This is a genomic window from Aureitalea sp. L0-47, assembly GCF_026126405.1.
GTDB lineage: Bacteria > Bacteroidota > Bacteroidia > Flavobacteriales > Flavobacteriaceae > Pukyongia.
The window spans coordinates 75,142-88,363 of sequence record NZ_JAFMTQ010000015.1 but is presented as its reverse complement, the minus strand read 5'-3'; the positions used below and the strand labels follow the sequence as shown (position 1 = coordinate 88,363).

At 42.9% G+C, this 13,222-nt stretch carries 9 protein-coding genes; 5 read left to right on the top strand and 4 right to left on the bottom strand.

All coding sequences use genetic code 11. From position 1 onward, the window contains the following. Nucleotides 1–325: 325 nt before the first annotated feature. The 3 genes from folE (at nucleotide 326) to J1N09_RS13330 (ending at nucleotide 3,228) form a co-directional block, all read left to right on the top strand. Nucleotides 326–1,027: a GTP cyclohydrolase I FolE gene (gene folE / locus J1N09_RS13340; protein ID WP_265200729.1), complete on the top strand. Its 702-nt coding sequence runs from the start codon at nucleotides 326–328 to the stop codon at nucleotides 1,025–1,027. Nucleotides 1,028–1,041: 14 nt separating this feature from the next. Then, nucleotides 1,042–1,446 carry a DUF2452 domain-containing protein gene (locus tag J1N09_RS13335; protein WP_265200728.1) on the top strand — a complete coding sequence of 135 codons (405 nt, stop codon included), beginning with the start codon at nucleotides 1,042–1,044 and terminating at the stop codon, nucleotides 1,444–1,446. Between the two features lie 141 nt (nucleotides 1,447–1,587). Beyond that, nucleotides 1,588–3,228 (top strand): ComEC/Rec2 family competence protein, encoded by a 1,641-nt coding sequence (locus J1N09_RS13330; protein ID WP_265200727.1) that lies wholly within the window; start codon nucleotides 1,588–1,590, stop codon nucleotides 3,226–3,228. A gap of 2 nt (nucleotides 3,229–3,230) precedes the next feature. Here J1N09_RS13330 and nagB read toward each other — a convergent pair whose 3' ends face one another. Both nagB and J1N09_RS13320 read right to left on the bottom strand, forming a co-directional pair. Next, entirely contained in the window at nucleotides 3,231–5,138 is a 1,908-nt protein-coding gene (gene nagB / locus J1N09_RS13325) for a glucosamine-6-phosphate deaminase (protein WP_265200726.1), read from the bottom strand. A 13-nt stretch (nucleotides 5,139–5,151) separates the two neighbouring features. Continuing rightward, nucleotides 5,152–7,200 (bottom strand): HD family phosphohydrolase, encoded by a 2,049-nt coding sequence (locus tag J1N09_RS13320; protein WP_265200725.1) that lies wholly within the window; start codon nucleotides 7,198–7,200, stop codon nucleotides 5,152–5,154. A 131-nt stretch (nucleotides 7,201–7,331) separates the two neighbouring features. Here J1N09_RS13320 and J1N09_RS13315 point away from each other — a divergent pair, with 131 nt between their 5' ends. Both J1N09_RS13315 and J1N09_RS13310 read left to right on the top strand, forming a co-directional pair. Then, nucleotides 7,332–8,513, top strand: a complete 1,182-nt coding sequence (locus J1N09_RS13315) for an acetyl-CoA C-acyltransferase (protein ID WP_265200724.1) — start codon at nucleotides 7,332–7,334, stop codon at nucleotides 8,511–8,513. Nucleotides 8,514–8,522: 9 nt separating this feature from the next. Continuing rightward, the gene (locus tag J1N09_RS13310) at nucleotides 8,523–9,272 is read left to right on the top strand and encodes a C40 family peptidase (RefSeq protein ID WP_265200723.1); all 750 of its coding nucleotides are present in this window, start codon (nucleotides 8,523–8,525) and stop codon (nucleotides 9,270–9,272) included. A gap of 54 nt (nucleotides 9,273–9,326) precedes the next feature. On the opposite strand, the gene J1N09_RS13305 is transcribed toward J1N09_RS13310, so the two are convergent. Both J1N09_RS13305 and gyrA read right to left on the bottom strand, forming a co-directional pair. Beyond that, nucleotides 9,327–10,598 (bottom strand): tetratricopeptide repeat protein, encoded by a 1,272-nt coding sequence (locus J1N09_RS13305; RefSeq protein WP_265200722.1) that lies wholly within the window; start codon nucleotides 10,596–10,598, stop codon nucleotides 9,327–9,329. 17 nt (nucleotides 10,599–10,615) lie between these two features. Further along, nucleotides 10,616–13,153 (bottom strand): DNA gyrase subunit A, encoded by a 2,538-nt coding sequence (gene gyrA, locus J1N09_RS13300; RefSeq protein ID WP_265200721.1) that lies wholly within the window; start codon nucleotides 13,151–13,153, stop codon nucleotides 10,616–10,618. Nucleotides 13,154–13,222: the final 69 nt, after the last annotated feature.

Below are 13,222 nucleotides of genomic sequence, written 5' to 3'. Positions count from 1 at the left end.
GTAATCCTGTTATACTGCACTCCTTGCCATTACGATACTAGTACAGGCAAGTATTTTTTTGTTTGTACTATTTTCAGCACGGAGTGCTGTCAGGATCATGAGCGAAGCGAGTATTCCTGAGACGCTGTATCAGGTTCACAGTGACAAGTAGCATTCACGATAACTTTTCTACTCCACATTTGATATTCACCATTACCGGCTCCACTTCGGTGTGATGAATAAGGTGGGTAATCTCTCTCTCATACAACAATCTAAATTTTGTTTAATCTTTAACATATATGCTTAAACATTATTGTTAATTTTACTTATCAAATAAAAAGTTGCTATGAAAAATCAAGAATCACTGGTTAATACCTTACTGAAAAATAATCGCCTCAATGGGTTTTCCGATATCGAAATAGGCGATGACCACTTATATACTGGTATTGAAACGCCCATGAAGGAAAATGCCTTTGAAATGAGTGATGAGGAGAAGAAAGCCAGAATTTCCATACTTTTTTCCGAGATAATGGATGTCATGGGTCTGGATCTAACCGATGATTCCCTCAAAGGAACCCCGGACAGGGTCGCCAAAATGTATATCGATGAGATCTTTTCGGGACTGAATCCAGCTAATAAGCCGAAAATAGCTCTTTTCGATAATAAATACCAGTACAACCAAATGCTGGTAGAAAAGAATATAACCTTCTATTCCAATTGCGAACATCATTTTGTACCCATTATTGGAAAAGCGCATTTAGCGTACATATCATCAGGTAAAGTAATTGGGTTGTCTAAGCTGAACAGGATCGTTCAGTATTACGCCAAACGTCCTCAGGTTCAGGAAAGGTTAACCAACCAGATTGCAGTAGATCTCCAGGAGATCCTTGGAACTGAAGATGTGGCGGTTATTATCGACGCTAAGCACCTATGTGTTTCATCAAGAGGAATTAAGGATGATACTTCGGCTACGGTTACATCGTTCTACGGAGGGCAATTTAACTCTACCAGTAAGATCGCGGAACTTCAAAATTATCTGAAAGATTAGTACCTTTAAGGTATATGTCAGAAAAGAAACCAGATCAAGTTGTCTTCAACGAGGAGACACAGAAATATGATGCCAGTTTAAAGCCCTACCCTACTAACCTGGGTGCTCCGGCTATAACCCTGGTAGAAACTGTTGCCTGGAAAAGATTGAATGCGAAAAGGGCAAATGAGCATTTAAAATCTTCCTTCGATGAGTTAAAGTCGCAATACGAAAAACTCGTTGAGAGGATGGAGCTGAACGAATTGGTATACAATGCCAAGTTCAGTTTTGAACCTATTGTTGGTAATATCTATCACCTATATAGAAATAAATCCGAAGTTCCTTTCCTATCCATACTCTCCCCTGAAGAGTGCCGGTTTGACCACCTCGGAAGTTTCCGGCTAACTTCAGAAAAACTCTGGGAAGCCATTGACGAGTAATCTTACCGCTTAGTATAAATATCTGAGGATAATTGAAAGCGTTTCTACACCTATTCGTTTTTTTAAGTATCTTTAGTGTACTCCCCCTTCACCTATCCTAGGTGACTTTTTAATATTTGTATCAATCTAAACTATCCAATTATGAACTTAGTTGCAGGTAAGAGTTATTTCGTTGGGGATAAAAGTACAGTGGTTCGAAAAGAAGCCAGTAAGAGTTCTGAAGCTTTGAACCAATTGATTTATGGGGACTGGCTAATGTTTAAAGGTGGAATTGATGGGGGCTGGGCGCAAATATATTCAAGGGGAAACCTTGGATGGATACCGAAATCTGCCATACAGGAAGAACGAGTTCTTGAAGTAAACTTTGTCGATATTGGTATTGGAGACGGTTGCCACATTGTAACACCCGATGATGAAATAATCCTTATAGACGCAGGCCAAACCAACAATATGTCGCGGTTTCTGAACTGGCGCTACAATCTCAGAAAAAGGAAAGTAGTTGGTGTTGACGGCGTAACGGCCTCCGACAGCAACACCAGACCTCCGTTTGAGATTGACTACGTCGTGATCTCACACCCGGATAAGGACCATTATTACGGGTTCAAATATCTTTTTGAAAATAAGAAATTAGCCTTCAACAAGGTATTTCACAACGGAATCCTTGAGAGACCAAGACATGCTGCATCCGAAAACCCCAACCTGCACTACTACAGCAGTGAGGACCTGGGAGGATGGGTTGTTTTAGGTAAGAAGAAGTATTTATGGGATACGATTAGGGAAAGTCAGGAAATGCACGATCTTATCGATCTTCACAGTTCATCCAGAAAAGATTATTTATCCACACTAAGGGCATTAAAAGAGAACAATCCGAATGTTGTTTTTAAAGGACTGAAGGAGTCCGATAAGTACTTTGAAAAGTTCGATGATTCTCACAACATGCCTATTCAAATCTTAGGTCCGGTTACCGAACCTGTCGACTTTGAAGGTTCCACTAAAGATTGTCTCTATCGCCTGGGAAGTGAAGGAGAGACTAAAAACGGACATTCGGTGATTTTCCGATTGCATCTGGGCAAATTAAAAGTTTTCTTAGGCGGTGATCTGAATACGGATTCTGAAGACTATCTCCTTAAATTTTATGCTGAAACCGATAAGGAGGCTTCAGACCTTGAACACGATATTGCTGAAATTGAAGAAAAAGGTCATTCAATAACCACTGATGAAGCCCAGGAGCTGGCTGAACACCGAAGTGATCTAGAGAATATAATCATTAAGGCGAGGAAGCACTTCCAGGTAGACATTGCGAAAGCCTGTCACCATGGGAGCCATCACTTCTCTGAAACCTTCCTTCAGTGTCTGAATTCTATCGCAACCGTCGTTTCAAGTGGCGATGGTGATAGTTATGCACATCCACGCCCTGATGCCTTAGGTTCCTTCGGAAAATACGGCAGAGGTACGCGACCATTGATCTTCAGTACAGAAATTGGGCGTAGCACTAATGAGTTCACCCATGTGATCGACTATTTAGAGGAGATCCGGAAATATGAAGAAGACCTGAAAAATGCGACTTCTTCCGGTGACAAAAAAGAAATCGAAGATAAACTAGAAGGAAGAAAAGATAGCAATGTCGCTACGTATGGAATGATAACACTAAGAACTGACGGAGAGAAAGTCTTTTTGGCTCAAAAACTTGAGGCGCCACGAAAGAAATCGGAGAAATGGGACATTCACGAACTCGCCTATAATAATGAATTAAACGAATTCCAATACGTTATCAAGCACTAATTTCAGAAATGATACCGAACAAAAGCCTCCATGGCAGCATAATCGGCCAGTCCAACTGCGCGATAATGAGAGGCGGTAGTTTTGTTGCGCTCTTCTGCACGCATCCAAAATTCACGGTCGTCATCACCCTGGTACATCACACGATCTTTTTGTGACTGATGAAAAAAGATCGCATGTCGTTTCTTAATGATCTGATCCGGACTCATGGGTACAGCCATATCTATTTCATATAATTCCCATTCGTGCCAGGCTCCGCGATATAGCCACACCCAGCAATCTTTCATATAAGATTCGTTCTTTAATCTTGTAAGCGCCTCAAACAGTCCTTCGAGGCAGACTTTGTGCGTACCATGTGGATCAGCGAGATCTCCTGCAGCATAGATCTGATGTGGTTTGATTTGAGAAATAATATCTACCATTGGGGTGATATCGGCTTCAGAAAGCTCGTTCTTCTTAGGTTTACCGGTTTCGTAGAACGGAAGGTCCATAAAATGTACATTCTCATCGTGCAGACCAAGATATCTTGTGGCAGCAAGAGACTCACTCCGCCGTATAAGTCCTTTAATGGCCCGAAGTTGCGCACTGTCTATTCCGTGTTCCCGGGGAGCTGTTAATTCAATGAGTAATTCTTTATTCTTTTCTGAACCCGGGTCCAATGCCAGAGCAATTTCAAGAAACTTTCTCGTTTCTTCATTGGACACCGCGATATTCCCGGATGTCTGATACACCACGTGGACATCATGCCCCTGCTCTATCAGGCGGTCCAATGTTCCACCCATTGAGATCACGTCGTCATCGGGATGCGGACTAAAAACAATTACGCGCTTCAAAGCTGGTTCTGCCCTTTCAGGTCGCTTGGAGTCATCTGCGTTGAGCTTTCCTCCCGGCCATCCGGTTATGGTATGCTGCAGCTTGTTAAACATGGCGATATTGAAATTGTAGGCTGATCCCTCAAGCACCAATAAACCGGACATACCATTGTTGTTGTAATCGGAATCCGTAAGTCGGAGAATTGATTTCCCGGTTTTACCACAGAGCCATACAATTGCCTTGCTTTTCATTTCCGTGGTCCAGTCGCACGGACCTACCAGCCATGGTGTTTTGTTTCGGGTGAGTTGAGAAGCAGCTTCATGATCCAGAACAAAGGTTGTATTATTGTGTCGCTGAAGATAGGTTGCCGGTACTTCTGAAGTGATCTCTCCCTCAATCGTTTCTTTGATAATCTCAGCTTTGTGTTGCCCCCAGGCTAAAAGCACGATTCGCTTAGCCTTTCGTACGGAGGCGATTCCCATCGTAATCGCTTTGCGAGGTACCTTGTCGATTCCGAGGAATGAATCGGCTGCATCCACTCGAGTAATGTGGTCCAGGGTGATTAATCTTGTACCCGAATTGTAGTGTGATCCGGGTTCATTGAAGCCAATATGGCCCGTTCTGCCAATTCCCAATAGTTGGAAGTCAAGTCCTCCCAGGGCATCGATTTTGTTTTCATAGTCTATGCAAAATTGATGAACCTTATTAAAATCAAGTTCTCCGTTGGGTATATGAATGTTTTCCTTCGGAATATTCACATGATCAAATAAATGTTCGTGCATGAAACTGTAGTAGCTCTGCGCATCCGGCTTACGCATAGGGAAATACTCATCCAGGTTGAAGGTTATGACGTTTTTGAAGCTCAAGTCTTCTTCTTTGTGCAGTCGAACTAATTCTTCATATACCTTTATAGGCGAAGATCCCGTTGCCAAACCAAGGATACAGGGCTCACCAATGCCTTCTTTTTCCTGAATAAGAGCCGCTATTTCATGAGCGACTACTGTGGAAGCTTCGGAGTGATTGGGAAAGGAAACATTATGAATTTTTTCAAATCGAGTGCTTTCAAATTGTCCGGCAGGTTGATAGCTGATGTTTTGCATAATGCTTTTCTGGTTATTCCGGGTATTCCACCCTAAGGTGATAAATGTTATTGAGCTTTTTCTTAAGGACCTTTTTTACGGTTTGTATCTCCTTGAATGTGATATTGGCATTGAGGAACTGACCATTATCCATTTGGGAATTCACGATCTTCTCCACAAATACATCGATTTTAGACGATGTTGGCTCTTTCAGACTTTTACTGGCCGCTTCCACGCTATCTGCCATCATTAGAATGGCAGTTTCTTTAGAAAATGGTATTGGACCTGGATATGTAAAATCCCTGGGGTCTGCTTGTCCGTTGAGTTCTTTTTCTTTGCTGTAGAAGTAATATACCAAATTAGTTCCGTGGTGAGTACGGATAAAATCGATGATTCGGTCCGGTAAATTGTTCTTTCTGGCGATCTCAATACCCTTGATCACATGATCTATGATGATCTTCGCACTTTCTTTTGGCGCGAGCTCATCGTGCGAATTCGTGGAGTTAATTTGGTTCTCGGTAAAAAAAGTTGGGTTCAGCATCTTACCTATATCGTGATAGAGAGCTCCTACCCTTACCAACATTGCATTTGCGCCTATTTCATTTGCAGCAGATTCGGAAAGGTTGGCTACATTCAAAGAATGATGAAAAGTACCTGGTGCTTTATTAGCTAAGTCTTTCAATAGCTTACTATTAGTATCACTTAATTCAAGTAAAGATACATCTGAAACAAGTCCGAAAAGTTTCTCATAAAAGTATATCAATGGATGTGCAAAAAGCGTAGCCAGTCCACACAGAATGAAGTAGCCAAATGTTTCCCACTCAAGCGATCCTATATTTCCTTCCTGTATGATGTAAAAAGCGAAATATCCAATGATATAGATAAGGGTTATCTGTCCAACCGAGATGAACAGGTTAGCTCTTCGGTATAATTCGGAAACTGTTAGTATCGTTACAATACCGGCAATAATCTGCAGGAACAGATATTCGAAGCTGTTTGGAACAATAAACCCTAAAAGTAACAAAGTGAGCACATGTGCAAAGAGTCCTAATCTGGGATCGAAGAAGGCCTTCAGAATCAAAGGAAGGATACACAGGGGAACAACGTAAACATAGGCAGCGTCGAGCTCAACCACAAAAGTGGTAAGGAATACCATCAGCACTACGTTGAAGAAAATAAATGTGACTTTGGTATTATTAGCGAAAATTTCCTGCCGGTACTTTTTCAGAAACAAAAATAACATCAGGAAAACCAATGATACGAGCATGGAATAGCCCACCAATAGCCAGGTTCGATTGGATTCACTCCATACAAGCGAGGTGTATTCTGCCTTTAAGGATTCCAGGATCTGGTAGGTATCCCCTTCTACTACTTCTCCTTTTGAAATAATCCGGGCATCTTTTTCAATTATACCTCGATTCGGACTAATATTATTTATTTCTGAAGCAATTGCGCTCTCGGTGAGCTTGCTGTTGAAGGTTACGTTAGTATTTGTGGATCTTTTCAGCAAGATCTGTAAAAGATCCTGGGCAGAAGTAGAAACCGTGGCCGCACCGATCAGTGTCTGAATACGATCGTCCAATTCAGACTGTTTCATGATTTGCCGATACGCAATATCCTCTACCTCTCCACCTCGTTTTAAGTATACCAGCTGGTCTTCGCTATACGGATGGATTTCTTCGGTAATACCATGCAGGTTTACCTGGTCGATTATGGCAGTACCCATCTGGGCGATCTGCTCCTTTTCCAATGTGTACAAGGTATCTACATAGGACTCGTTCAAAAGTTGTAGAAAACGTTGCTTGCTCTGCTCTACCAGGCCGGTGTCGAAATCGAAGTAAGGTGTGGCACTTCGGCGTAGCTCTTCAATTTCAGACTCAAGTGCCTCTTCGCTTTTCTTGATGGTAAAACTGAAAGGAGCATATAAATTCTCGTATTGCCAGGGTTTTCCTTTCTGGATATCGTATTTAAACTGACCTCCTTTTGGTAAGAGATAAATAACAAGTACGGTAGAAGCTATAAACAGGAAAACCTTGTATACGAGTGATTGCTTTTTGGAGAACTGAGACAATCGTTTGTTCATAAGGTCAAATGTACAGGAAAAAGTAGAAATAATGCATTTATTATTGTATTTGCATGGGGTAGATTCGTTGATAATTCGTTTAATAATATGTAAATTTGCATTCCTTCAATATTCAGAAAACGTTCAATCCAATGAGTAGAAAAGTAGTAATAGTTTCCGCCGCCAGAACACCCATCGGCAGCTTTATGGGAAGTCTGTCATCCTTAAGCGCATCACAACTTGGGAGCACGGCCATTAAGGGAGCATTATCCAAATTAAACCTGGATGTTAATCTCGTAGAAGAAGTCTTTATGGGAAATGTTGTTCAGGCTGGTGTTGGACAGGCGCCTGCCCGACAAGCAGCCCTGGGAGCTGGTATCCCGGATACCGTGCCCTGCACTACCGTGAATAAGGTATGTGCCTCCGGAATGAAGGCAGTTATGCATGCTGTACAGGCTATTGCTGTTGGAGATGCGGATGTTGTAGTTGCCGGAGGTATGGAAAGCATGAGTAACATTCCTCACTATACTCATTTGAGAAATCCGCATAAATTCGGTCCAAAACAAATGGAGGACGGCATGCAAAAGGACGGATTGGTAGATGCTTACGACAAGCAAGCCATGGGAGTTTGTGCCGATCTTTGTGCTGTTGAGTATGAATTCTCACGTGAAGACCAGGATGCATTCGCTATTCAATCTTACGAACGTTCGGCTAAGGCGTGGGCTGAAGGAAAATTTGCCAATGAAGTGGTTCCTGTTGAAGTTCCGCAAAGACGTGGTGAGCCGGTTATTGTTTCCGAAGATGAGGAATACCGAAATGTGAAAATGGAGAAGATCCCGAACCTACGTGCGGCCTTTACAAAGGAAGGAACGGTTACAGCGGCCAATGCTTCTACCATTAACGATGGTGCCGGTGCTATGGTCCTGATGAGCGAGGAAAGAGCAAAAGAATTAGGGCTCTCACCTCTCGCGACCGTAAAAGGTTATGCCGATGCCGCCCAAGAGCCTAAATGGTTCACTACAGCACCTGCGAAAGCTCTTCCAAAGGCACTGGCGAAAGCAGGTGTTAGTCAGGATGAAATTGATTTCTTCGAATTCAATGAAGCATTTTCGGTGGTTGGGCTTGCCAATATGAAAATACTTGGTCTTTCAGATGATAAAGTCAATGTAAACGGCGGTGCTGTTTCCCTGGGTCACCCATTGGGATGCAGTGGTGTAAGAATACTGATCACACTTCTTAACGTTCTGGAACAAAATAACGCCCGCCTGGGAGCTGCAGCCATTTGTAACGGTGGCGGTGGTGCATCAGCTATGGTTATAGAACGTGAATCCTAGAACCCCTGGATGAAGTACGGCCTATGTAATTTAAGTCTGGTACCCTTGCGTTTCGAAGCCTCGGATCGCAGTGAAATGGTATCCCAGGTTTTGTACGGAGAAACCTTCAAGGTCCTGGATCAAAGGAAGAAATGGAGTAGGATACGACTTCACTATGACTCCTACGAGGGGTATATCGACAACCTTCAATATCTAGAGATTTCAGAAGAAGATTTTAAAGCCTTGAATGATCTCCCCAGGGCCTTATCATCAGATCTTGTAAATATTATTACACGAGGTGATGACCAAATGATCGCTATTTCCATCGGGAGTAACGTTGCCGTAAGCGATTTCCTAAACCACCAATACGAGGGACATAAAGTAGAAAGTATTCTGCCTAAATCGGCTATAGTGGAAACCGCATTACTCTACCTTAATGCGCCTTACCTCTGGGGAGGGAAATCACCTTTCGGAATTGATTGTAGCGGTTTTACCCAGATGGTTTATAAATTATGTGGTTACGAACTTCTGCGTGATGCTAGTCAGCAGGCCACCCAGGGAGAAGCGCTTAGTTTCATAGAGGAGAGTGAGCCTGGTGATCTTGTGTTTTTCGACAACGAGGAAGGCAATATAATCCATGTTGGTATCATCATGGAAGATCATCATATCATCCATGCTCACGGAAAAGTACGCATCGATCGCCTGGATCACAGCGGGATCTTTAACCGCGAAAAACGCAGCCATACACATAAGCTGCGGGTTATCAAACGTATCGCATAAAAAAATCCTCCGTCACTTTCGATCGGGAGGATAATTCTTATTAAAATTTATTTTCTACTCGCCACCATTTTCGAGGGCTTCCAATTTAGCTTTCGTTGCTTTTTCTTTAGCTTCCATACCTAATCTACCGTAGATATTCGCCAGTGTTCTCACCAAACCTTCATTCTTCGGCCTGTCTATCGCAGCATCTTCAAGGAACGGCAGTGCATCACGATATAGTTGCTCCTGTTGCAATTTCAATTCGTCATATCTATCGTAATCCGCATTGGTAGACCCGAGGGAGTTCATTTCTTCAACGATTTCCGTTTCCCCGGACAGGATTAACTGCGCAAGATTAATCTTGGCATTGGTGTATTTAGGATCAAGGCTTAGTGCTTTTTGGTAGTATTCTTTCGCTTTGTCCTTCTGTCCTATATCTGAACTACTAACTCCAAGATTGTAGTACAGTTCAGGGTTGTTTGGATCGGATTTAACAACCTCTTCCATAAGAGAAGCGTATTTTTTCATGTCTCCCATTTGCAGTGCAAGACCTGCCTCAGCCTGAACCAATCCAATATCATCAGGGTTTGCAGCCCTTGCGTCTTTCATCAATGACAGCGCCTTTTCATTTTCTCCTAATTCGATGTACAGTTTTGTGATTTTCTCAAGAATATCAGCCTGCACTGATTCTGACATACGTTCGGTTGGCTTGGTATACTTCCCGGTAAGCATATTTGTGTTTCTGTCTGCTTCAGTGGCAAATACCACTTCCTCACTGGTTTCCACGTCAATAGCTACCCATTCCTTTTTAATGCCTGTATATCCCATATCAAAAAGATCCTTGTAGTAAGTAAGTGCTGTTGGATATTCCCTGGCGTTTACGGCATTTCCTGCAGCATAGTAAAGATCGGAGGTATCCTTCATAGCCTTATAACTCATATAGAGCTTTTCCGAGGCTCGCTTGTAATTCTTTGTTTTCTGATCCTGAATTGCACTGTTCACGAGCGCCACTCGAAGGTTTTGCTTACCAACAGACAGATCCTGGACCGTCTTACCTGTAGGCGATAATTCTTCTGCCATCTTAAAAGATTCTGAAGCAGTTTTCAGTTTGGCATAGTCAGCCGTTCCTGCTTCAGCCAGGTATGCATTTCCTTTAATCACATAAAATTTTGATTTCATCTCGCTGTCGGCACCAGCTAAGAGTGGTTCCGCCTGATTGATAAACGAGATTGCTTCGGAAGCGTTTCCAGAGGCTAGGGCTCTTTCTGCTTTTTTAATTTCTTTTTTTTGTCCGAAAGCTATGGCTGAGAGACAAAAAAGAGCTAACAGCAATAATTGTTTTTTCATTGTAATGGTTTTAATATTTAATCGTTGTTTTCTGTGTTCGTGTCATCAGTATCAAGAGTGGTGCCATTTTCTTCTTCGGAAATAACATCTCCGTTTTCATCCAAAGCCACATCATCCTCGTCATGCATCACTTTTGCAACGGCCGCTATAGCGTCGTCCTCCCTAACTTTTATTAAACGAACACCCTGAGTAGCTCTCCCCATTACTCGAAGGTCTTCTACGGCCATCCTGATAGCGATACCTGATTTATTTATGATCATCAGATCATCAGTATCGCTCACGTTTTTAATGGCTACTAAGTTACCTGTTTTTTCTGTAACATTAATGGTCTTAACCCCTTTTCCTCCTCGATTCGTCATACGATAATCTTCGATACTGGAACGTTTTCCATACCCGTTTTCGGATACAACAAGAACTTCCGTTTCATCATCATTTATGGCGATCATACCAATCACTTCATCTTTGTCGTGGCCCAGTTTAATTCCTCGGACCCCGGAGGCATTTCTACCCATAGGTCTTGTCTTCTCTTCTTCAAAGCGAATTGCCTTGCCGCTCTTAACAGCAAGCATTACCTGGCTATCACCTGTGGTAAGCTTGGCTTCCAGCAATTCATCACCTTCTCTAATGGTAATTGCATTGATACCATTGCTGCGCGGACGAGAATACTGCTCTAAAGGAGTTTTTTTCACCTGGCCTTTTTTCGTGGCCATTATCACATAGTGACTATTTATATAGTCTTCATCTTTTAGGTCCTGGGTGCAGATAAATGCCTTCACCTTATCATCCGGTTCGATGTTGATGAGATTCTGAATGGCGCGGCCTTTTGAGGTGCGACTTCCTTCCGGGATCTCGAACACGCGCATCCAGAAACACTTTCCTTTCTGGGTGAAGAACAACATATACTGGTGATTGGTTCCAACGAACAAATGCTCCAGGAAGTCTTCATTTCTAGTTGCTGAAGCTTTCTGTCCAACCCCTCCCCTGTTCTGTTTCTTGTATTCGCTAAGGGAGGTACGTTTGATGTAACCCGCATGTGAAATGGTTATGACCACTTTTTCATCGGCGATCAGGTCCGTGATACTAACATCGCCTCCTGAATACTCAATGATAGAGCGACGTTCATCCCCGTACTTTGCTTTGATCTCTGCAAGTTCTTCTTTTATGATATCCATACGGCGCTCTTTCTTAGCCAGGATATCCTTGTAGTCCTCGATAGTCTTCATCAGCTCTTCATATTCGCTGCGAAGTTTGTCCTGCTCAAGTCCTGTTAACTGGCGTAAGCGCATTTCAACGATCGCTTTCGCCTGTATCTCGGTAAGTTCGAAGGTTTCCATCAATTTCTCACGTGCTTCCTCGGCATTTGCAGAGGCACGGATGAGTGCGATCACCTCGTCTATATTGTCTGAAGCAATGATAAGTCCTTCCAGGATGTGGGCACGTTCTTCAGCTTTACGCAGTAGGTACTGAGTACGGCGTGTTACCACTTCGTGGCGATGTTCCACGAAATAGTGGATCATCTCTTTTAAATTCAGTAGAAGTGGGCGTCCGTTTACGAGCGCAATATTGTTCACACTGAAACTCGATTGAAGTTCCGTGTATTTGTAAAGCATATTTAGGACGATATTCGGGATGGCATCACGTTTCAGAATATAAACGATACGCATTCCATTTCTGTCGGATTCATCCCTGATATTCGAGATTCCTTCGATCTTCTTATCATTGACCAGGTCGGCCGTTTTCTTGATCATATTCGCCTTATTAACCTGGTAAGGGATTTCGGTTACTATGATACATTCGCGGCCCTCAACCTCCTCGAAACCGGCCTTTCCTCGCATCACGACACGCCCTCGCCCGGTATGAAAAGCATCTTTCACTCCTTCGTAGCCATAAATAACTCCACCGGTAGGGAAATCGGGAGCCTTTATATGCTGCATTAATCCGTCTATATCAATGTCGTTATCGTCTATATAGGCGATTGTCCCATCTATCACTTCGGAAATATTATGTGGAGGCATATTGGTTGCCATACCCACGGCAATTCCCGAGGCTCCGTTTATAAGTAGTCCCGGAACACGGGTAGGGAGAACCGTTGGTTCCTGAAGCGTATCGTCGAAATTCAACTGGTGGTCCACCGTCTCCTTATCGATGTCTGAAAGCATATCTTCAGATATCTTCTGCATACGTGCTTCCGTATAACGCATCGCCGCCGGGCTATCACCATCGATCGAACCAAAGTTACCTTGTCCATCCACCAACATATATCGTAAACTCCATTCCTGGGCCATACGCACCATGGCATCGTAAACAGAGGTGTCACCGTGTGGGTGATATTTACCCAGAACCTCCCCTACTATCCTTGCAGATTTTTTATACGCACTGTTTGACCTTACACCTAATTCATGCATGCCATAGAGTACTCTTCTGTGTACAGGTTTCATCCCGTCACGCACATCTGGCAGCGCTCGTGACACAATGACGGACATAGAATAATCTATGTACGCCGATTTCATTTCATCTTCAATATTAATAGGGATCAGTTTTTCACCTTCAGCCATAAAAAATATCCTTTAAAATTTGTGTTAATTCTAAAAAGGCAAGATACACCTTTTTGCAGGTTTTAAAGG